Below are 20,158 nucleotides of genomic sequence, written 5' to 3' on the forward strand. Positions count from 1 at the left end.
CTTGTTCACTTGAATGGAATGTCGCGTGACTCAACTTTCCCCATTACAACGCCTCTGGTTGACCGAGACCGTGCGCCTGCGCGAAGAACACGCAGGCCCGCTGGACGACCTGGAAGCCAATCGCCGTGCCCGAACCACGGCTGGCGACTTATCCACACGCCTGCAAAACCGTGCCCTGTGGCTGGCCGAACGCGATGGTTTGCTCAGTGCCATGCAGCACTGGCTGCAAGGCGCCCGGCTGGCGTTGCTGGTGCTGGCCGTTCTGGCCGTGATCAGCGGCGCCGGCCTTGCATTTGCGGCCCTGGGCGACGGGCAAACCCCGGTCAATGTGTTCTGGGCACTGGGCAGCCTACTGGGGCTCAACCTGATACTGCTTCTGAGCTGGGCAACCGGCCTGCTGTTTGCCGGTGAACACGGCGCCAGCCTCGGCCGCCTGTGGCTGTGGCTCAGTGAAAAACTCGCCCGTGACGCCAAGGTCGCGCAATTGGCACCCGCGTTATTGCTGTTGCTGCAACGGCGCAAACTCAATCGCTGGGCGCTCGGCACACTGGTCAATGGCCTGTGGCTACTGGCAATGCTCAGCGCGCTGGTGATGATGCTGTTGCTGATGGCCACCCGCCGCTACGGGTTTATCTGGGAGACCACTATTCTGGGCGCCGACGTCTTTGTCGCCGCCACCCGCGCCCTTGGCGCATTGCCCAACTGGCTGGGCATGAGCGTGCCGACCGTAGAGATGATCCGCATCAGCAACGATACCAGCCTCTACAACAACGAACTGGTGCGTCAGGCCTGGGCGGTCTGGCTGGTTGGCGTGGTACTGATTTACGGCGTACTGCCGCGCCTGCTTCTGGCAGCCTTGTGCCTGTGGCGCTGGAGAACCGGGCGCAACGCTCTGGAGCTGGATCTCAACCTGCCCGGCTACAGCCAGTTGCGCGAACGGCTGATGCCCAGCAGCGAACGCCTGGGCGTCAACGACATCGCCCCCGAGCAATTGCACAGCGTGCAGGGCGGGCACAGCGACCTGCACACCGATGGCGCATTGATCGTGGCCATTGAGCTGGACGACCAGCATCCGTGGCCACCCACCTTGCCGCCCACGGTCAAGGATGCGGGCATTCTCGACAGCCGCGAGTCCCGGCAAAAACTGCTCGAACAAATGACCCGCTTCCCTCCGGCCCGGCTTGCCATCGCTTGCGACCCGCGGCGCTCGCCGGACCGCGGCAGCCTGGCGCTGATCGGCGAACTGGCCCGCAGTGCCAGCGAGACCCGCGTGTGGCTGCTGCAAGCCCCGCCCGGCCAGGCGCTGGACGCCGACCGCCTGGGCGACTGGCACACTGCGCTGCAGCAACTGGGGCTGCCGTTCGCCGCCACTGCCCCCTTGAACTGGCTGGAGACAGGCCATGACTAAGCCACTGACGCTGGCCGTAGTCGGCCACACCAATGTCGGCAAAACCTCTTTGCTGCGCACCCTGACCCGGGATGTCGGCTTTGGCGAGGTGTCCCATCGTCCCAGTACCACGCGCCATGTCGAAGGTGCGCGATTGTCGGTAGACGGCGAGCCCCTGCTGGAGCTTTACGACACCCCGGGGCTTGAAGATGCCATCGCCCTGCTCGACTACCTTGAGCGTCTCGACCACCCCGGCGAACGCCTTGATGGCCCGGCGCGGGTGGCACGGTTTCTTGAAGGCAGCGAGGCACGCCAGCGTTTTGAGCAGGAGGCCAAGGTACTGCGCCAACTGCTGGCATCGGACGCGGGGTTGTATGTGATCGACGCCCGCGAGCCGGTCCTGGCCAAGTACCGCGACGAACTCAGTGTGCTGGCCAGTTGCGGCAAGCCGCTGCTGCCGGTGCTCAATTTTGTCAGCAGCCCGCAGCACCGCGAGCCTGAATGGCGCGAAGCCCTGGCACGCCTTGGTTTGCATGCTCTGGTGCGGTTTGACAGCGTGGCCCCGCCCGAAGATGGCGAGCGCCGCTTGTATGAAAGCCTGGCCCTGCTGCTGGAACATTCACGGGAGGCGTTGCAGCGACTGATTACAGACCAGGAGGCTCAACGAGAAGCCCGCAAGCACAGTGCGCTGCGCTTGATCGCCGAGTTGCTGATCGACTGCGCCGCATGCCGTCGTAGCGTGATCAGCGAAAAAGCCGCCGAACAACAGGCCATCCAGCAACTGCGCGAAGCCATCCGCCAGCGTGAGCAGCGCTGCGTTGAAGCCATGCTCAAACTGTATGGCTTTCGTACCAGCGATGCGGCGGCCAGCGATTTGCCGTTGCTCGACGGGCGCTGGGGCGATGACTTGTTCAACCCCGAAACCCTCAAGCAACTGGGTGTGCGGGTCGGTAGCGGGATTGCTGCAGGGGCAGCGGCCGGGGCCGGTGTGGACTTGATGGTCGGCGGCCTGACCCTGGGTGCGGCCGCATTGGCCGGCGCCATTGCCGGTGGTGCGCTGCAGACCGCACGCAGCTATGGCAGCCGCTTGCTGGGCAAACTCAAGGGCCAGCGTGAATTGACCGTGGACGACAGCGTGTTGCGCCTGCTGGCCTTGCGCCAACGGCAATTGCTGCACGCCCTCAATGCCCGCGGGCATGCCGCTGTCGACAGCATCAAGGTCGCCACCCCACAGGACAAAACCTGGCGCGAGGGCAAATTGCCCGAAGCCCTGAACAAAGCCCGTGCGCACCCGCAATGGTCGTCTCTGAACCCCCATCCGAAGTTGAACCAGGCCGAGCGCCAGGAACAGATCGAGTGGCTGGCCACACACATCTGAAAGGCATCTTCTGTGGGAGCGGGTCTTTAACTGTTCAGCAGGCGGATGGCCTTGTCCTTAAGCATTTGCAGGTCAATGATGGGGACATTCTCTTGTTTGGCCTGCTCATCCCAGACCCGCATGCGCAGGCTCAACGCACACAGCGGATCTTGCTCGAATGCATCCGCCTCGGCCTCGCTCATCACCCCGCCCTGATACCCCAGCGTGCGAATGCTGGCCTCGCTCAGCAAGTCGTAGTACCCCGGCTGACGCAAGGTCAGGTAGCGCTTGGCCTGTACGTGGTACTCCACCAGCCTGGCCACCCGCTCGCTGAAACCTGCACGGCGCAAATAATTGGCGCCCACCCGCTCATGGCTGACCACGCCATAGCCCTCCATGTTCTTTGCATCATTGACGCAGAAGTGGCCAATATCGTGAAAGAACGCCGCCAATACCACTTCATCGTCACAGCCTTCGGCCAACGCTAACTGTGCGGCCTGGGACATATGCTCGATCTGGGACACCGGCTCGCCGATGTAATCGTCGGTGCCATATTGCCGATACAAGCCAAACACCTCTTCAACCACTTGCTGCGCAGCTGTCATCACATGTTCTCCAGCATCCGGGCGATATTGCCCTCGGCCATCGCCGGACCCACGCTCATGCCCACGCCGGTGTGCATCAGCGCCGCATTCAGCCCCGGTTCCACCTCCAGCCAGGTGAACGGCTTGGCCCCTTTTGCCCCATAGACACCCTGCCAACGCTCAACCACCCGGACTTCACAACCAAGGGTTTCCTCGCACAGCTGTAGCATCCAGTTATCAACCTGTTCACCGTTAAAGGGTGTTGGATCCCGGCTGTAATCGTGAGAATCGCCGACAATCAAGTCACCATAGGGCGTTGGGCTGATCAGCAGATGTATGCCGTGCTGATCCAGATGGGGGCTGGCTCGCAGGATTTCGTCCTGCACCGCCGCTGCTTGTGGCAAGTCGGCAAAGGCACCGTAATGCACACAGCTGAGCCCGGTCAGCAGGGCGTGCTGCAACTTCAAATCGACCTTGGGTCTCACACGCAGCATTTGCAGTCGGCAAATCTGCGGATTGAGCCGGGCCAGCGGCTCGGCCAGTAAAGTCAGGTAATCGTGCCCCGAACACACGATCACCTGCGAGCCCTTGAAACTGCCCGCCGTGGTGTGGACTTGACCGGGCTCGACCTCGCGTACCAGGGTCGAAAAATGAAACTCGACCCCCAGGTCACGCTGCAGATACGCAATCAATGCCGGGATCGCTTCCCGGGAATAGACCTGCTGATCGTCCAGACCGTGCAATGCAGCACGGTGATGGCTGAATTGACCGCCGTACAGCGCGTCCAGGTCTGCGCCGCGCAACAGTTCGGCACGATAGCCGAATTCGCTAGCGCGGCCTTGGCAAAAGGCGTCCAGCAGGTGCTCTTCGGCTTCGGTGCGGGCGAACAGGTATGAGCCATTACGCTTGAGCTCGAAACCGGCACGCTGCGCCCAGTCGGCCCAGACAGGGCGGCTGGCCCGGGCCAGATCGAGCATCACGCCGGGCGGTTGGCCGGTGACCAGGGCCTGGCCAAAGTTGCGCACCGAAGCGCCCAAGGGCGTAGCCGTACGCTCGAATACGCGCACCTTGAGCCCGCGTCTTGCAGCGGCGTAGGCGTGGGACAAGCCCAGAATGCCAGCGCCGACGATAAGGATTGGTTGAGTCATCACGATGTCCTGAAGGGCAACTTCACTTCCCTTGTGGGAGCGGACTTGCTCGCGATACAAACGCGCGGTGCGGCTGTCCAACCGCAGCGATCCAATCGCGGGCAAGCCCGCCCCCACAGGTCTTTTGTGGCTACAAAACTACTGCGCCGCTTTCTCGGACTTGCCGTCATAGCGTTTGCGCCACTCGGCCAGGATGCTGTCGCGGTTCTGCGAGGCCCAGGCGAAGTCGTTCTTGATCAGGCGCTGCTCGTAGTCGGCTGGCAGTTCGGTCTGTGGCTTGGCAATGCCGGGCTGGGCGAGTACGGCGAAGTTCTCTTTATAAAGCTCCATCGCTGCGGGGCTGGCGGAGAAGTCAGCCAGCTTCTTGGCGGCTTCTTCGTGGGGCGTCCCCTTGATCACGGCAGTGGCTTCGATTTCCCAACCCAGGCCTTCTTTTGGCAACACGATGTCCAGCGGGGCACCCTGGCGCTTGAGCTGTACCGCCGGATATTCAAACGAAATACCGATCGGGAATTCCCCCGAAGCGGCCAACTTGCAAGGCTTGGAGCCGGAGTGAACGTACTGGCCGATGTTCTGGTGCAGGTCGTCCATGTACTGCCAACCCTGCTTCTCGCCAAAGGTCTGCAACCACGCGCTCACGTCCAGAAAGCCGGTACCGGATGAAGCCGGGTTGGGCATGACGATCTTGCCCTTGTACTCGGGCTTGGTCAGGTCTTGCCAGCTCACCGGCTTGGTCAGCCCCTGTTTCTCGGCTTCGATGGTGTTGAAGCAAATGGTCGCAGCCCACACGTCCATCCCCACCCAGGCAGGCGGATTGGCAGCATCGCGGTAGTTGACGCCAATCTTGGCCAGATCCTTGGGCGCGTAGCTTTGCAGCATGCCTTGCTGATCCAGGATCGCCAGGCTGGACGCAGCCAGGCCCCATACGGCATCGGCTTGCGGGCGGGCTTTTTCAGCCAGCAGTTTGGCCGTGATGATGCCCGTGGAATCGCGCACCCACTTGATCTCAACGTCCGGGTTGGCCTTCTCGAAAGCCTGCTTATAGGTCTTGAGCTGCTCGGCTTCGAGGGCCGTGTATACGGTCAGCTCGGTTTTCGCAGCAAACGCATTGAAGCTAAAAGCGGTGAGGACAGCAGCGGCAAGGGCAAGTGGCTTGAACATGGTGCGGTTCCTTTATGGTTGTAGGGGCAGGGTTGTGTGGGCACGCATCATTGCGCAGGAGCGCCCTGGCGCCAGGCCTGGGAGCGGCTCAGCAAGCCGCGCGAAGCCCGGGCCAGCAGCAGGGACACTCCCGCCGAGGTGAACAGGATCAGGGTCGACATGGCCGCCGCGCCGCCCACGTTGCCGGCGTCGTCCATGTTCAGCACCGCCACCGCTGCAAGGATGGTGTCGGGGCTGTAGAGGAAGATCGCCGCCGAAACGGTGGTCATCGCCGAGACAAACAGGTAGCGGATGATGTCCAGCAGCGCTGGCAGGCAGATCGGCACGGTGACGCGCCAGTAATGGCGGTACAGCGGCGCTTTCAGCGACAGCGCGGCCGCTTCGAATTCGCCGTCGAGCTGGCGCAGCGCAGTGGTGGCGGTCATTTGTGCGGTGGTCAAATAATGAGCAATGGTGCACACCACCAGCAGGGTCATGGTGCCGTAGAGCACGTGAAGCGGGTTGCCGGGCAAATTGAAAAAGAACACGTAGCCCAGGCCAAGCACCAGGCCGGGCACCGCCATCGGCACGAAGCTGAGCATGCGCAGGGCCAGGGTCAGTCCCTTCTGGCCCCTGGTTTTCTCCATCAGGTAGGCACCGGTGAAGATGACTGCACTGCCGATCAAGGCCGTGCACAGCGCCATCGTCACGCTGTTGCGATAGGCCAGCCAGCCGCCGCCGGCCGTGTCGCCGAACTGGTAGTGCTTGAGCGACAACGACAGGTTGTACGGCCAGAACGTGACCAGCGACGAGTACACGGCCATGCCGAACACCAGCAGCAGGATGGCGCAGATCAGCAGCACGATGGCCAGGTAGCAGCGGTCACGCACCTTGGAAGGCATGGGCTTGAACACTTGGGCGCGGCCGCTCATGGCATCGCCGTGCTGGCGGCGCAGCCAGGCATCGACCCCGAAGCTGAACAGCGCAGGCAGCAACAAGACCATGCCGATCAGGGCACCGCGACCGAATTGCTGCTGACCGACCACGGCCTTGTAGGCTTCCAGCGCCAGCACTTGATAGTCGCCGCCCACCACCACAGGCACCCCGAAGTCAGTGATGGTCAGGGTGAACACCAGGCAGAACGCTGCGAACACCGCCTGCCGGGTGCCCGGCCAGGTGATGCTGCGAAAGGCTTTGAATGGCCCGGCACCCATGCTCGATGCCGCATCAAACAAACGTGCATCGGCCAGCGACAAGGCCGACAGCAAAATCATCAACGCGTGGGGGAAGGTATAAATCACTTCGCCGAGCACGATTCCCCAGAAGCCGTAGATGTTGTCCGAAATCAGCCCGCGCAACATGCCCTGATTACCGAACAGGTAGACCAGTGCAATGCCGGGCAACATCGACGGAGCCATCAGCGGCAACAGGGACATGCCGCGCCAGATGCGTTTGCCGGGGATCAGGGTGCGTTGCAGGGCGTAGGCAAACAGATAGGCCAGCGGCACGACAATGGCCGCTACGCTGAGCGCCACTTTGAGGCTATTGCCCACCAGCCAGTGGAAATTATCGCTGGTGACCAGCTCCCGAGCGGCAACCCAACCACCGCCCTGCCCCTCTTCGGCGCTCAAGCCGCGCCAGAAGATCGCCAGCAACGGCATCAACACGGCAACCCCCAGCAGCAGCAGTAAAAGCAGTTTGCCGCCGACTACAAAAATGCGGTCGCCGAGCTCAGCGCGGGTAGTTTTGCGGGGCAGGTTGCCGGGCAGTGGCAGGGTCATATCAGCAGCCATCTCAGGCAAACACCTGCAAGCTGCCCGGGGGCAGGGCGACGAAAATGTCCGGGGCGCCAAGGCGCGGCAAGTCCTGGCTACCGACTTCGGCAGTCAGCGCATGGCCCGGCAAGTGGTTGAGTTCAAAACTCATGCGGCAACGATTGCCCAGAAAGGTGATTTCTCGCACCCGCGCCGGGAACAGATTTTCCTGATGCAGCACCGGGTTCACGCTGATGGCTTCAGGGCGACAAAACAGACGGCCCGAGGCGGCACGCCCGGCATCGTCTGCCAGGCGCATGTTCATCCCGCCGACCTGGGCGTGGCTGGCGCTGTTGCGCTGGAACGGCAGCCAGTTGCCCTGCCCCACAAACTCGGCCACGAACGGGGTGGCCGGTTTGTCGTAGATTTCCTGCGGGGTGGCGTATTGCTCGACCTTACCGTTGTTCATCACGGCAATGCGGTCGGCCATCAACATGGCCTCGTCCTGGTTGTGCGTCACCATCAGCGTAGTGATGCCCAGGCTGCGCTGGAGTTGGCGCAGTTCGGTACACAAGTGCTCACGCACACGGGCATCCAGTGCCGACATCGGCTCGTCGAGCAACAGCAAGGACGGCGAAGGAGCCAGGGCGCGGGCCAGGGCAACGCGCTGTTGCTGGCCGCCCGACAGCTGCCCCGGGTATTTTTTTTCGCTACCGGTCAGGCCCACCAGTTCGAGCATGTCGCCAACGCGCTTGCGCACCACATCACGATTGCTGCCCGCCAGGCCATAAGCGATGTTGGCTTCAACGGTCAGGTTGGGAAACAAGGCGTAGGACTGAAACAGAATCCCGTAGTCACGGGCTTGCGGTGCCAGCTCGGACACATCGCGATCACCCAGATACAGCGCGCCGTCGTCCTGGCGTTCAAGCCCCGCAATGCACCGCAGCAGCGTGGTCTTGCCGCAACCTGACGGCCCGAGCAGGCACACCAGTTCCCCTGCGGCCACCTCCAGCGAGACGCTGTCCAGCGCGGTAAAGGCGCCAAAGCGTTTGCTGACATTGCGCACCCTCATCGGTACGCCGGGTTGGGTCAAAGCGGTTGCGTTCGAGCTGTTCATGGATGCACCTCATCAAGCAGATGGGGGTCATCCTAGAGACGCAATGCGTACAGGATATGGCAGCAAGGCCAAAGCTGCCGATAGTGGTATTGGTGGATTTGGGTAGTGAAGGCTGCGATCGAGCTCGAAGGGGTCGCGCTGTTTCACGTACGAAGGTCCTTTGGCCCTTATCGCAGCCTTCGGCAGCGACTACAAAAGCCTCAGGCCGGGGCCATCTCTTGCGCCAGCCCCAGAAAAGCCGCTGGCAAACGCGCCGATTTACGCTCTTTGAGGCAGTACAGGTATTCGTGGATGACCGGCGCATTTTCCAGGGTCAGCACCCGAAGCTGCGGGTCGTGGGGCACTTCTTGCTGGGCAATGATGCTGATGCCGATGTTGCGCAGCACGGCCTCGCGGATCGATTCCCGGCTACCGATTTCCAGCAGCGGGCCAAAGCTGACACCGGCGCTTTCAAGCAGTTCTTCCGTCAACTTGCGCGTGGTCGAACCCTGTTCGCGCATCAACAGACAATGCCCGGCCAGCGCACTCAACGGCACGTGCTCAAGGTTGGCCAGCGGGTGATTGCGATGCACCGCCAGCACCAGCGGATCGGCGCCGAGTACGCGGCGAATCAGGCGCGGGTCTTCGAGTAATTGCGATGAGGCCGCAATATCGACCCGGTATTCATCCAGCGCTTCAAGCACCTGCTGGGAATTGCCGATGTCCACCGACACTTCGATCTGCGGCAAGCGTTCGCGAAAGGCCTTCACCAGATCGAGGATGTAATACGGTGCCGTGGCGGCGATACGCAAGGTGCCGTTGCCCTGGCCGCTGTTGCGCAAAAAGAACTCGATGTCGGCTTCTTGCTGGAGCAGCGCCTTGACCATCGGCAGCAGACGCACGCCCTCATCGCTGAGTGTCAGGCGCCGGCCGCCACGGTAGAACAGCTCCACGGCGTACTGGCTTTCGAGGTTACGGATCTGCGTGGTCACGGTCGGCTGGCTAAGCCCGAGCTTTTTTGCGGCCTGAGTAATGCTGCCCAACTGGGCCACCCGGTAAAACGCTTTCAGCTCGGCACTCAGCACAGCGGCCTCTCTTGCTCTATTTGCGCAACAGGCGCAAACCGTTGAACACCACCAACAGACTCACGCCCATGTCGGCAAACACGGCCATCCACATGGTGGCCATACCGAGGAAGGTTACCGCAAGAAAGATCGCTTTGATGACCAATGCCAGGGCAATGTTCTGCTTGAGGATGCTGGAGGTCTGGCGTGACAGGCGAATGAATGCCGGGATCTTGCGCAGATCGTCGTCCATCAGGGCGACATCGGCCGTCTCAATCGCAGTATCCGTGCCCGCAGCAGCCATCGCAAAACCAATCTCGGCGCGGGCCAGGGCGGGGGCGTCGTTGATTCCGTCACCCACCATGCCCACGTGATGCCCCTTGGCATACAGGGCTTCGATCGCCTTGAGCTTGTCCTCCGGCAGCAAGTTGCCTTGCGCTTCGTCGATGCCGACCTGGGCCGCAATGGCACTGGCGGTGTGCGGGTTGTCGCCGGTAAGCATCAAGGTTTTGATGCCCAGCTCATGCAATTCCCGAATCGCTTCGCGGCTGGTCTCCTTGACGGTGTCTGCTACCGCGAAAAGCGCCATCGGGCCTGAGTTGTCGCACAGTAAGATGACTGTTTTACCCTGCTCTTCCAGGGCAAACAGCTTTTCTTCAAGGGCAGGCGAGCACAGGCCCAGTTCCTCTACCAGTCGGTGGTTGCCCAAGTGGTAAAGCTTGCCGTCTATCTCGCCACGCACACCGCGACCCGCCAGGGCGGCGAAGTTATCCACAGCGCTCAGTTGCAGGTTTTTATCCACAGCCGCAGTGGCGACCGCCAGTGAGACCGGGTGATCGGAGCGCGAGGCCAGGCTTGCGGCCAACAACACGGCGCTGTCGGTGACCAACGGTTCAAGGGGCAGGTAATCGGTTTGCACCGGTTTGCCGTGGGTGATGGTGCCCGTCTTGTCGAGCGCCAGAAAGTCGAGTTTGTGGCCGCTTTCCAGGTACACACCGCCCTTGACCAAAATCCCCTTGCGGGCCGCTGCCGCCAGGCCGCTGACGATGGTGACCGGTGTCGAGATCACCAGCGCACACGGGCAGGCCACGACCAGCAGCACCAGTGCGCGATAGATCCAGTCGAACCAGACGCCGCCCATGAACAGGGGCGGAATCACAGCCACTGCCAAGGCGAAAACGAACACCAGCGGGGTATAGATTTTCGAGAAGCTGTCGACGAAGCGCTGGGTTGGCGCCCGAGCGCCCTGGGCTTGCTCCACGGCGTGGATGATCCGTGCCAGCGTCGAGTTGTTGGCCGCTGCCGTCACCCGGTACTCCAGGGCACCGGCCTGGTTGATGGTGCCCGCGAAGACTTTATCGCCCACTGTCTTCTCGATGGGCAGGCTTTCACCGGTGATCGGCGCCTGATCGATCGTCGAACTGCCCGCGATCACTTCGCCGTCCAGGCCAATCCGCTCGCCGGGGCGCACCCGCACAATGGCGCCAAGCGCGATGTCTTTGACCTCAAGCTCGATCCAGCTGCCATCCGCCTGTTGCACGGTGGCCTTGTCCGGTGCCATTTGCATCAGTCCGCTGATGGCATTGCGTGCGCGGTCGAGGGATTTGGCCTCGATCAACTCAGCCACGGTAAACAGGAACATCACCATGGCAGCTTCTGGCCACTGACCGATCAACACCGCGCCAGTCACCGCAATGCTCATCAACGCATTGATATTCAGGTTGAGGTTTTTCAGGGCAATCCAGCCCTTTTTGTAGGTGGTCAGGCCGCCGCTGAGGATCGACACCAAGGCCACCAGCGCGATCACCCACGTAGGCGCCGCATCGGTGAAGTGCAGGACTTCCGCCGCCAGTGCCCCCACACCGGCTACCGCCAGCGGCCACCAGTGTTTTTTGACGGGTGGCGCAGCCGGGGCCGCCTCTGCCCCGGACTCAATGGGGTCGGCCACCATGCCAAGGGATTTGATCGCCGCGATAATCGGTTCGGTCGACGGCAGGTCGTGGGTCACGCCCAGCACCCGGTTGATCAGGTTGAATTCCAGCTGCTGCACACCCGCCAGCTTGCCCAGCTTGTTCTGGATCAGCGTTTGCTCGGTGGGGCAATCCATTGCTTCGATGCGAAAGTTGCTCAGCCGAGCCCCCGCCGTAGGGGCAGCGCCGAGCTTGATCACGCTGGGGCCCGCCGCGGTCGAGCAGCAGCTGTGGCCATGACTGGCGTGGTCATGCTTTTTGCCATGATCGTGGTCGTGCTTGTGCGGGGTGTGAATGGAATCGCTCATCAGGTTGCGTCCGGAAAAGGTGCCTGTTGCCAAGTAAAGACCCTGTAGCCACTATAGGGTCAAGCAACCTTTCGGAGATAAACGCGATGAAAATTGGTGAACTGGCTAAATTGACCGATTGTCAGGTCGAAACCATCCGTTATTACGAGCGCGAAGGGTTGCTGCCGGAGCCCGCGCGCAGTGAAGGCAACTACCGTTTATACACCCAGGCCCACGTGGAGCGCCTGACGTTCATCCGCAATTGCCGCAGCCTGGACATGACCCTCGAAGAAATCCGCAGCCTGCTCAACCTGCGCGACAGCCCGCAGGACCAGTGCGAAAGCGTGAACGCGCTGATCGACGAGCATATTCATCACGTCAAGGCACGGATCGACGGCTTGCTGGCCTTGCAGACACAACTGCTCGACCTGCGCCAACGGTGTGGCGAAGGGCCGAACGGGGAACATTGCGGAATTTTGCAGCAGCTGGAAGTCAGCGGATCGGTCAGCACGCCGGAAGGCGAACCCAGCCATGTGGGCAGAAGCCACGGGCATTGACACCACCCTGTAGCCGCTGCTGCAGGCTGCGACAAGGGCCGAAGGACCTTCGCTCTTGAAAAAGCGCGACCCCTTCGGGCTCGATCGCAGCCTGCGGCAGCGACTACAGGGTTGGCGTTGAGGGTTTACACCGCCATCGGCGCGGTCATTGGCGCGTGGTGCTGATAGCCTTCGAGGCTGAAGTCGCTCGGCTCGATCAGGCCCAGCCACTCCGGCTGATACACGCCCGTCTTGGCGAATTCCGGCACGCGATCCGAAATCACCAGTTTAGGCATCGGGAACGGTTCACGGGTCAGTTGCTCATTGAGCATGTCCAGGTGGTTTTCATACACATGGGCATCGCCGATGAAGTAGGTGAACCAGCGTGGCGTGTACCCGGTCAGACGGCCGATGAGGCTCAGCAGTGCAGCACCTTCGGTCAGGTTGAACGGTGTGCCCAGGCCCAGGTCGTTGGAACGGATGTACAGAGTCAGGGAAATTTCCCTGGTCTCGACATTCGGGTGGAACTGATACAGCAAATGGCACGGCGGCAGAGCCATTTCGTCGAGCTGGGCGCAGTTCCAGCCGTGGAACAGAATACGGCGGCTGCCCGGGTCATTGATGATGGTGTCGACACACTGGCGCACCTGATCAATGGCTTTGTACAGCACCACGTAGGCCTGACCGTCTTCTTCACCTTCGGCAATCTGGCGATAGCCCTGGCTCAGGCACAACTCGATAGCCGCCTGGTTGCTGCGCTCGATTTGCTTGTAAGCCGGCCATTTGCGCCATTGCACGCCGTAGATTTCGCCCAGGTCGTCTTCACCCTGGCGGAACGGGTTGGCCAGCCACTGGGCGTTTTCGTTGGCGTTCTGGTCCCACACCTTGCAACCCAGCGCACGGAAATCGGCGGCGCTGTTGACCGGACGCAGGAAGCCGCACATCTCGCCAATGGCAGATTTGAACGCCATGCGTCGGGTGGTGATGGCCGGGAAGCCTTCCTTGAGGTCATAGCGCAACATGGCGCCGGGCAGACTGATGGTCTTCACGCCGGTGCGGTTGGCTTGCAGGGTGCCGTTTTTGATGACGTTGGCAACGAGGTCGAGATATTGCTTCATGGTTTTCCTACCGTTTGAATGCAGGGCGTTGTGCGCCCTGCGATTCGAATTTAAAGCGCAGCTTTGTTAGCCGCTGGATCGCGGTGGTAAGCCCACCAGATCAGGAACAGGCCGCCCGCGATCATCGGAATGCAGAGAATTTGCCCCATCGTCACCCAGCCGAACGCCAGATAGCCTAGCTGGGCATCCGGTACACGGACGAATTCGACGATAAAGCGGAAGATGCCGTAGAACAGGGCGAACATCCCGGACACCGCCATGGTTGGCCGAGGTTTACGCGAGTACAGCCAAAGAATCAGGAACAGTGCCACACCTTCCAGCGCAAACTGATAAAGCTGCGACGGATGGCGCGCCAGTTGCTGCGGGTCGGTAGGGAAGATCATCGCCCACGGCACATCACTGGCCTTGCCCCACAGTTCGGCGTTGATGAAGTTGCCGATACGCCCCGCACCCAGGCCAATCGGCACCACAGGGGCGATAAAGTCCATGATCTGGAAGAACGATTTGTCGTTGCGCTTGCCGAACCACCAGACAGCCAGCATCACGCCGATCAGGCCACCGTGGAACGCCATGCCGCCTTTCCACACTTCAAAAATCAGCAGCGGGTTGGCGATGTAGGCGCTCAGGTCGTAAAACAGCACATAGCCCAAACGACCCCCGACAATCACGCCCATGGCCACCCAGAACACCAGGTCGGAGAGTTTCTCCTTGGTCCAGGTCGGGTCGAAGCGGTTAAGGCGTCGCGACAGGATCAGCCAGGCAGCGCCAATGCCGATCAGGTACATCAAGCCATACCAATGGATTTTCAGCGGTCCGATGGCCAGTGCCACCGGGTCAATCTGCGGGTAAGGCAGCATTGCGACTCCTTGTTAGATCAGGAAACTCAAACCGACACAGAACAACAGTGCGGCAAACAGCCGTTTCAGCAGGCGTGGCGAAAGCTTGTGGGCCAGTCGCGCACCAAAACGGGCGAAAAACATGCTGGTCAGGGCAATCCCGAGCAGCGCCGGCAAGTAGACAAAACCGAGACTATGCGCGGGCAGGTCGGGGTTATGCCAGCCAATGATCATGAAACTTAATGCACCCACCAGCGCAATCGGCAATCCGCAGGCCGCCGAGGTGGCTACGGCTTGCTGCATCGGCACACTGCGCCAGCTCAGGAATGGCACGGTCAGCGAACCACCACCGATGCCGAAAATCGCCGAAGCCCAGCCAATCACGGTGCCAGCCAGGGTCAGACCGAACTTGCCCGGCACCGTGCCGCTGGCCTTGGGCTGCAACCCCAGGGCCATTTGCACGGCAATCAGCAGGGCGAACACGCCAATAATTTTCTGCAAGTGAGGACCGGCAATCGCTTCTGCCGTGATCGCACCAATACCCGCGCCTATCAGAATGCCCAGTGTCATCCAGATAAACAGCGGCCAGCGCACGGCGCCTTTGCGGTTGTGCTCACGAATCGAGTTGATCGAGGTAAAAATGATCGTGGCCAATGACGTACCCACGGCCAGATGGGTCAGCACCTCGCTGTCAAAACCCTGCAAGGTGAAGCTGAACACCAGCACCGGCACGATGATTATTCCGCCACCGACCCCGAACAGCCCGGCCAGCACGCCCGCAAAACCTCCCAGCACCAGATAGAGCAGAAATTCCATGACGCCCCCCAAATTTGATCCGCATGGTAACGGAGCAAGGGCTTTGGCTCCACTGCGCTGCAGTGGTATGGCGCGACCGGCCTGAGCAATCTATAAGTAGAGTGATTAAAAAAACATTAAGGACTGCCCATGTGTCTGATTGTCTTCGCCTGGCGCCCCGGCCATGCACAGCCTTTGGTCGTTGCGGCCAACCGCGATGAGTTTTATGCGCGCCCCGCCAAACCCTTTGCCCAATGGGCCAATGCGCCCCAGGTGTATGCTGGCCGCGACCTTGAGGCGGGCGGAACCTGGCTGGGGATTGGTGCTGACGGGCGCTTTGCGGCACTGACCAATATCCGCGAACCCCACAAGCCACCTTCGCGGCGTTCCCGAGGTGAATTGGTGGCGGACTTCTTGACCGGCAACCAGTCCATTGCAGAGTACTTCACGCAAGTTGGGCGACGTTCCGTCGAATATGCCGGCTTTAACCTGCTTTTGGGTACCCGCGATCAACTCTGGCACTTCAACTCCAAAGACCTGGCGCCACAGCCGCTGAGCGAAGGTATTTATGGATTGTCGAATGCCGGGCTCGATACTCCCTGGCCCAAGCTGATGAAGGCCAAGGCAGCGCTGGCCGAGGTACTCGATGACCCGCAACCGCAAGCCCTGCTGGCCTTGCTCAAAGACTCGCAAACCGCACCCTTTAGCGAACTGCCGGATACCGGTGTGGGGCTGGCCACAGAAAGCCTGCTGTCGAGTGTGTTCATTGCCAGTCCCAGCTACGGCACTCGCGCCAGCACGGCGCTGATCATCAATGCTGACGGTTCAAGGTTGGTGGTGGAGCACAGCTTCGGACCGCTCGGGGGGCGGCTGGGGGAAGTGAGGATAGAAGCCTGAGGGCATAAACCCTGTGGGAGCGGACCTGTTCGCGATACAGACACCACGGTCTGACTGATTGACCGAGTTGAATCTATCGCGAGCAAGCCCGCTCCCACACGTGGCCGCTTCTCAATACGGCTTGATTGCCGCCGGGTTCATCATCCGCGTCAGACCCATATTTTTCAGGGCCAGGTGGATGGTGCTGCGAATAACCTGCGGGTTGTCGATGGTCATCACTTCAGCCAACAGTTCCTTGGCGCGGCTCAGGCTGACCTGGCGCAGCATCCACTTCACTTTTGGCAGGTTGGTGGCGTTCATCGACAGGCTGTCAAAACCCATCGCCATCAGCAGAATCGCAGCCGCCGGATCACCGGCCATTTCACCGCAGATACTCGCCGGCTTGCCTTCAGCGTGGGCGTCGCGCACCACCGATTGCAGGGCTTGCAGTACGGCCGGGTGCAGGTAGTCGTACAAATCCGCGACCCGTGGGTTGTTACGGTCCACGGCCAGCAGGTATTGAGTCAGGTCGTTGGAACCCACCGACAGGAAGTCCACCTGGCGCGCCAGCTCCTTGGTCTGATAGACCGCCGCCGGGATTTCGATCATCACGCCGATGGGCGGCATCGGCACGTCGGTCCCTTCGTCACGCACTTCACCCCAGGCACGGTGCAACAGGTGCAGGGCCTCTTCGAGCTCATGGGTGCCGGAGATCATCGGCAGCAAAATGCGCAGGTTGTTCAGGCCTTCACTGGCCTTGAGCATGGCCCGGGCCTGAACCAGAAAGATTTCAGGGTGGTCGAGGGTGACGCGAATCCCGCGCCAGCCGAGGAACGGGTTGTCTTCCTTGATCGGGAAGTACGACAGTGACTTGTCGCCGCCAATGTCCAGGCTGCGCATCGTCACCGGTTGCGGATGGAAGGCGGCGAGTTGCTCGCGATAAATCGCCAGCTGCTCCTTTTCGCTTGGAAAGCGCTGGTTGATCATGAACGGCACTTCGGTGCGGTACAGACCTACGCCTTCGGCGCCACGCTGCTGCGCACGCGCCACATCGGCCAGCAGGCCGGTGTTGACCCACAGCGGCATGCGATGCCCGTCCGGGGTGATGCACGGCAGCTCGCGCAGGGCGTCCAGCCCCAGGGACAACTGGCGTTCTTCTTCGACAACCTCGGCGTATTGCTTGCGCAACACTTCGCTGGGGTTGGTGTAGACCTCGCCGTGATAGCCATCGACGATCATCTGGATGCCGTCGACCTTGGAGTACGGCAGATCGACCAGGCCCATGACCGTAGGAATGCCCATGGCCCGTGCCAGAATGGCCACGTGGGAGTTGCCCGAACCCAGTACCGACACCAGGCCGATCAGCTTGCCCTCAGGCACTTCGCCGAGCATGGTGGCGGTCAGTTCTTCGCTGACCAGAATGGTGTTGTCGGGGTAGACCATGCTCTGCTGGCGATCATGCTGCAAGTAGGCCAGCAGGCGACGACCGAGGTCGCGCACATCCGACGCCCGCTCGCGCAGGTAGTCGTCGTCCATCAATTCAAAACGGTTGACGTGATCAGTCACCACCTGACGCAGCGCGCCCTGGGCCCACTGACCGGTCTTGATGACATTTTTGACTTCGCTGCCCAGCGACGCATCGTCGAGCATCATCAGGTACACGTCGAACAGCGCCTGCTCTTCGGGGCGTAACTGCGTGGCGAGTTTTTTCGACACGGCGCGCATGTCGTTGCGCACGCCTTCGAGGGCTGTTTTGAACAGCGCGATTTCGGCAGGAATATCGGTGATGGCCTTGTCGGGCACCACGTCCAGATCCGCCGGAGGCAACATGACGACGGCAGTACCCACCGCCGCACCCGGAGAACCCGGCACGCCGACGAACTTGGCTTCCTGAATACCCTTGCCCTGACGGCCCAGGCCGCGAATCGACCCCGTGGCTTCGGCATGGGCAATAACCCCTGCCAACTGGGCGCTCATGGTCACCAGGAAGGCTTCTTCACCCTCATCGAACTGGCGACGCTCCTTTTGCTGGATGACCAGAACCCCGACCACACGGCGGTGGTGGATGATCGGCGCACCCAGGAAAGAGGCATAGCGCTCCTCTCCGGTTTCGGCAAAGTAGCGATAGCGCGGGTGATCGGCGGCGTTTTCGAGGTTCAGAGGCTCTTCACGGGTGCCCACAAGGCCCACAAGGCCTTCGTTGGGCGCCATGCTGACTTTGCCGATCGAGCGCTTGTTCAAGCCCTCGGTGGCCATCAGGACAAAGCGGTTGGTCTCTGGATCAAGCAAATAGACCGAGCAGACCTGGCTGCTCATGGCCTCTTTGACGCGCAACACAATAATCCCCAACGCCGCCTTGAGATCCTTGGCGGAGTTAACTTCCTGGACGATCTTGCGCAGCGTATTGAGCATGGCTCGGGGTCGAACTCCGTGTCAGGCGCGCGTTAAAAGGCGCGGGGCAAGCTCTTTGAGAGCGCGACGGTAGACCTCGCGCTTGAATGTCACCACCTGGCCCAACGGGTACCAATAACTGACCCAACGCCAGCCATCGAACTCCGGTTTACCGGTCAAATCCATCCGCACCCGTTGCTCGTTAGAGACCAGGCGCAGCAAAAACCACTTTTGCTTCTGGCCGATACACAGCGGTTGGCTGTGGGTACGCACCAGTCGTTGCGGCAAACGATAACGCAACCAGCCTCGCGTGCAGGCGAGTATTTCTACATCTTCGCGTTCAAGGCCAACTTCTTCGTTCAGCTCACGGTACAAGGCGTCTTCCGGCGTCTCATCAGGGTTGATGCCTCCCTGTGGAAACTGCCAGGCGTCTTGATTGATACGGCGAGCCCAAAGTACCTGACCAGCGTCATTTGTCAGAATAATCCCGACATTAGGGCGGAAACCATCGGGGTCGATCACGGCAACAACCTCGCAAACGCATGTCACCGCATTGTTCCACAAAGGTTGTGAAAGCAGCAACGCGCCTTCCTGCCTTATGTGCACTCTTATTAAAAGACCGTATTCTTGTGGCCTTTTCTCAGGCAACTCAACGGGTAACCTCAATGCGTCTGGCTTTATTCGACTTGGACAACACCCTTCTGGGCGGTGACAGCGATCACGCCTGGGGCGACTACCTATGCCAACGGGGCATTCTCGATGGCGACGCCTACAAGGCGCGCAACGACGAGTTCTACCAGGATTACCTGGCCGGCAAGCTCGACAACGCTGCCTATCTTAATTTCAGCATGGAAATCTTTGGCCGCCATGACATGGCGCAACTGGATCAGTGGCACCGCGAGTTCATGCGCGACTGCATCGACGGCCTGATGCTGCCCAAGGCCCAGGCCCTGCTTGCCAAGCACCGTGAAGCAGGCGACACGCTGGTGATCATCACCGCCACCAACCGCGTGGTCACGGCCCCCATTGCCCAGAAACTTGGCGTGGAACATCTGATTGCCACCGAGTGCGAAATCGTCGATGGCCGCTACACCGGACGCAGCACCGACGTACCGTGCTTCCGTGAAGGCAAGGTCACACGCCTGAACCGCTGGATGGCCGAAAACGGCTACAGCCTTGAAGACAGCTACTTCTACAGCGACTCGATGAACGACTTGCCGTTGCTGGAGCAGGTTGACCATCCGGTGGCGGTGGACCCTGATCCAAACTTGCGAGCCGAGGCCATCAAGCGTGGCTGGGAAGTCATCTCGCTGCGCGACTGACACACAACCTGTGTGGGAGCGGGCTTGCCCGCGCCCACACAAGCAAGTGTGCTTAAACCGGCTTGGCGCCCATCAGCCCGGCAATGGCGATAAAGCAGACGGCACAAAAAATCGCCAAAACCAGCGTAAAGCCCGGATACCTGGCCATTCGTCCCAACCGCAGCCGGTTGAGGCGCACCACCAGCCACAACCAGCTCAAGCTGCCAAGCACATACAAACAGCTGCCCGCCAGTAACCACAATTGGCTCAGGGGCCAACCGGCCAAGTGCACCAGAAACCAGCCACTGACCGGCAACGCCAGCAAGCACACCCCCATCAACGCCCAGACAAAGCTCCAGGGCCGCTGCACCAGCCCGCCCGACAGGTTCTTGTCCCCTGCACGCCAACGACGAATCACCAGGACCAGCAAGGCAATGGCGCTGACAAACAGCAGCAGTGTCGACACGCCATGCAGCAGTTTTAACGCTGTGAACGTTTCCATATGTTAATCCCTTGAG

General features: G+C 61.1%; 18 protein-coding genes. 5 read left to right on the forward strand and 13 right to left on the reverse strand.

Annotated features, from left to right (window positions below; all coding sequences use genetic code 11):
- The first annotated feature begins 25 nt into the window (after window positions 1-25).
- Window positions 26-1,408, forward strand: coding sequence for a DUF2868 domain-containing protein (locus tag KO536_RS19540; protein ID WP_219262679.1), 1,383 nt, complete (start codon window positions 26-28; stop codon window positions 1,406-1,408).
- Window positions 1,401-2,765, forward strand: a complete 1,365-nt coding sequence (locus tag KO536_RS19545; RefSeq protein WP_133075138.1) for a GTPase/DUF3482 domain-containing protein — start codon at window positions 1,401-1,403, stop codon at window positions 2,763-2,765. Before KO536_RS19540 ends, KO536_RS19545 begins: the two co-directional genes overlap by 8 nt.
- 26 nt (window positions 2,766-2,791) lie before the next feature.
- Here the strand turns inward: KO536_RS19545 and KO536_RS19550 are convergent, their stop codons facing one another.
- The 7 genes from KO536_RS19550 to KO536_RS19580 all read right to left on the reverse strand — a co-directional run bounded on the left by KO536_RS19550 (window position 2,792) and on the right by KO536_RS19580 (window position 11,808).
- Window positions 2,792-3,349, reverse strand: coding sequence for a phosphonate degradation HD-domain oxygenase (locus KO536_RS19550; RefSeq protein ID WP_219262680.1), 558 nt, complete (start codon window positions 3,347-3,349; stop codon window positions 2,792-2,794).
- Window positions 3,349-4,476, reverse strand: a complete 1,128-nt coding sequence (locus tag KO536_RS19555; RefSeq protein WP_219262681.1) for a TIGR03364 family FAD-dependent oxidoreductase — start codon at window positions 4,474-4,476, stop codon at window positions 3,349-3,351. The genes KO536_RS19550 and KO536_RS19555 overlap by 1 nt, the downstream gene beginning before the upstream one ends.
- A gap of 138 nt (window positions 4,477-4,614) precedes the next feature.
- Window positions 4,615-5,637, reverse strand: a complete 1,023-nt coding sequence (locus KO536_RS19560; protein ID WP_133075135.1) for a putative 2-aminoethylphosphonate ABC transporter substrate-binding protein — start codon at window positions 5,635-5,637, stop codon at window positions 4,615-4,617.
- Window positions 5,638-5,684: 47 nt separating this feature from the next.
- A complete protein-coding gene (locus KO536_RS19565; RefSeq protein WP_219262682.1) occupies window positions 5,685-7,409 on the reverse strand; it encodes a putative 2-aminoethylphosphonate ABC transporter permease subunit in 1,725 nt (574 codons plus the stop codon).
- Between the two features lies 1 nt (window position 7,410).
- Window positions 7,411-8,487 carry a putative 2-aminoethylphosphonate ABC transporter ATP-binding protein gene (locus KO536_RS19570; RefSeq protein WP_133075133.1) on the reverse strand — a complete coding sequence of 359 codons (1,077 nt, stop codon included), beginning with the start codon at window positions 8,485-8,487 and terminating at the stop codon, window positions 7,411-7,413.
- Window positions 8,488-8,687: 200 nt separating this feature from the next.
- The gene (locus tag KO536_RS19575; RefSeq protein WP_219262683.1) at window positions 8,688-9,551 is read right to left on the reverse strand and encodes a LysR family transcriptional regulator; all 864 of its coding nucleotides are present in this window, start codon (window positions 9,549-9,551) and stop codon (window positions 8,688-8,690) included.
- A 16-nt stretch (window positions 9,552-9,567) separates the two neighbouring features.
- Window positions 9,568-11,808 (reverse strand): heavy metal translocating P-type ATPase, encoded by a 2,241-nt coding sequence (locus KO536_RS19580; RefSeq protein WP_133075131.1) that lies wholly within the window; start codon window positions 11,806-11,808, stop codon window positions 9,568-9,570.
- 86 nt (window positions 11,809-11,894) lie between these two features.
- Between KO536_RS19580 and cadR the strand changes: the two genes are divergently transcribed.
- Window positions 11,895-12,344 (forward strand): Cd(II)/Pb(II)-responsive transcriptional regulator, encoded by a 450-nt coding sequence (gene cadR, locus KO536_RS19585; RefSeq protein ID WP_133075130.1) that lies wholly within the window; start codon window positions 11,895-11,897, stop codon window positions 12,342-12,344.
- 125 nt (window positions 12,345-12,469) lie between these two features.
- Here cadR and KO536_RS19590 read toward each other — a convergent pair whose 3' ends face one another.
- From KO536_RS19590 to KO536_RS19600, 3 genes are read right to left on the reverse strand one after another with little or no spacing between them, the layout of a single operon-like run.
- On the reverse strand, window positions 12,470-13,441 hold the full coding sequence (locus KO536_RS19590) for a thymidylate synthase (RefSeq protein WP_219262684.1): 972 nt from the start codon (window positions 13,439-13,441) through the stop codon (window positions 12,470-12,472).
- A gap of 50 nt (window positions 13,442-13,491) precedes the next feature.
- The gene (gene lgt, locus KO536_RS19595) at window positions 13,492-14,298 is read right to left on the reverse strand and encodes a prolipoprotein diacylglyceryl transferase (RefSeq protein WP_219262685.1); all 807 of its coding nucleotides are present in this window, start codon (window positions 14,296-14,298) and stop codon (window positions 13,492-13,494) included.
- A 12-nt stretch (window positions 14,299-14,310) separates the two neighbouring features.
- Window positions 14,311-15,093: a sulfite exporter TauE/SafE family protein gene (locus KO536_RS19600; RefSeq protein ID WP_219262686.1), complete on the reverse strand. Its 783-nt coding sequence runs from the start codon at window positions 15,091-15,093 to the stop codon at window positions 14,311-14,313.
- A 129-nt stretch (window positions 15,094-15,222) separates the two neighbouring features.
- On the opposite strand from KO536_RS19600, the gene KO536_RS19605 reads away from it, so the two are divergent.
- Window positions 15,223-15,969 carry an NRDE family protein gene (locus tag KO536_RS19605; RefSeq protein ID WP_133075126.1) on the forward strand — a complete coding sequence of 249 codons (747 nt, stop codon included), beginning with the start codon at window positions 15,223-15,225 and terminating at the stop codon, window positions 15,967-15,969.
- Between the two features lie 111 nt (window positions 15,970-16,080).
- Here KO536_RS19605 and ptsP read toward each other — a convergent pair whose 3' ends face one another.
- Together ptsP and KO536_RS19615 are read right to left on the reverse strand one after the other, a co-directional pair.
- The gene (gene ptsP / locus KO536_RS19610; protein ID WP_133075125.1) at window positions 16,081-18,360 is read right to left on the reverse strand and encodes a phosphoenolpyruvate--protein phosphotransferase; all 2,280 of its coding nucleotides are present in this window, start codon (window positions 18,358-18,360) and stop codon (window positions 16,081-16,083) included.
- A gap of 21 nt (window positions 18,361-18,381) precedes the next feature.
- Window positions 18,382-18,861, reverse strand: a complete 480-nt coding sequence (locus KO536_RS19615) for an RNA pyrophosphohydrolase (protein ID WP_019828104.1) — start codon at window positions 18,859-18,861, stop codon at window positions 18,382-18,384.
- Window positions 18,862-19,004: 143 nt separating this feature from the next.
- Between KO536_RS19615 and KO536_RS19620 the strand changes: the two genes are divergently transcribed.
- A complete protein-coding gene (locus KO536_RS19620; RefSeq protein ID WP_133075124.1) occupies window positions 19,005-19,661 on the forward strand; it encodes an HAD family phosphatase in 657 nt (218 codons plus the stop codon).
- Between the two features lie 52 nt (window positions 19,662-19,713).
- Here the strand turns inward: KO536_RS19620 and KO536_RS19625 are convergent, their stop codons facing one another.
- On the reverse strand, window positions 19,714-20,142 hold the full coding sequence (locus tag KO536_RS19625) for a DUF2269 family protein (protein WP_133075123.1): 429 nt from the start codon (window positions 20,140-20,142) through the stop codon (window positions 19,714-19,716).
- Window positions 20,143-20,158 lie beyond the last annotated feature (16 nt).

Source organism: Pseudomonas sp. NKUCC02_KPG (assembly GCF_019345465.1).
GTDB lineage: Bacteria > Pseudomonadota > Gammaproteobacteria > Pseudomonadales > Pseudomonadaceae > Aquipseudomonas.

Excerpts from the sequence above, each read along its gene's own strand:
- KO536_RS19545 (WP_133075138.1), top strand. The coding sequence starts at position 1,401 with ATGACTAAGCCACTGACGCTGGCCGTAGTCGGCCACACCAATGTCGGC.
- KO536_RS19550 (WP_219262680.1), bottom strand. The coding sequence starts at position 3,349 with ATGACAGCTGCGCAGCAAGTGGTTGAAGAGGTGTTTGGCTTGTATCGG.
- KO536_RS19555 (WP_219262681.1), bottom strand. The coding sequence starts at position 4,476 with ATGACTCAACCAATCCTTATCGTCGGCGCTGGCATTCTGGGCTTGTCC.
- KO536_RS19560 (WP_133075135.1), bottom strand. The coding sequence starts at position 5,637 with ATGTTCAAGCCACTTGCCCTTGCCGCTGCTGTCCTCACCGCTTTTAGC.
- KO536_RS19565 (WP_219262682.1), bottom strand. The coding sequence starts at position 7,409 with ATGGCTGCTGATATGACCCTGCCACTGCCCGGCAACCTGCCCCGCAAA.
- KO536_RS19570 (WP_133075133.1), bottom strand. The coding sequence starts at position 8,487 with ATGAACAGCTCGAACGCAACCGCTTTGACCCAACCCGGCGTACCGATG.
- KO536_RS19580 (WP_133075131.1), bottom strand. The coding sequence starts at position 11,808 with ATGAGCGATTCCATTCACACCCCGCACAAGCACGACCACGATCATGGC.
- cadR (WP_133075130.1), top strand. The coding sequence starts at position 11,895 with ATGAAAATTGGTGAACTGGCTAAATTGACCGATTGTCAGGTCGAAACC.
- KO536_RS19590 (WP_219262684.1), bottom strand. The coding sequence starts at position 13,441 with ATGAAGCAATATCTCGACCTCGTTGCCAACGTCATCAAAAACGGCACC.
- lgt (WP_219262685.1), bottom strand. The coding sequence starts at position 14,298 with ATGCTGCCTTACCCGCAGATTGACCCGGTGGCACTGGCCATCGGACCG.
- KO536_RS19600 (WP_219262686.1), bottom strand. The coding sequence starts at position 15,093 with ATGGAATTTCTGCTCTATCTGGTGCTGGGAGGTTTTGCGGGCGTGCTG.
- KO536_RS19605 (WP_133075126.1), top strand. The coding sequence starts at position 15,223 with ATGTGTCTGATTGTCTTCGCCTGGCGCCCCGGCCATGCACAGCCTTTG.
- ptsP (WP_133075125.1), bottom strand. The coding sequence starts at position 18,360 with ATGCTCAATACGCTGCGCAAGATCGTCCAGGAAGTTAACTCCGCCAAG.
- KO536_RS19620 (WP_133075124.1), top strand. The coding sequence starts at position 19,005 with ATGCGTCTGGCTTTATTCGACTTGGACAACACCCTTCTGGGCGGTGAC.
- KO536_RS19625 (WP_133075123.1), bottom strand. The coding sequence starts at position 20,142 with ATGGAAACGTTCACAGCGTTAAAACTGCTGCATGGCGTGTCGACACTG.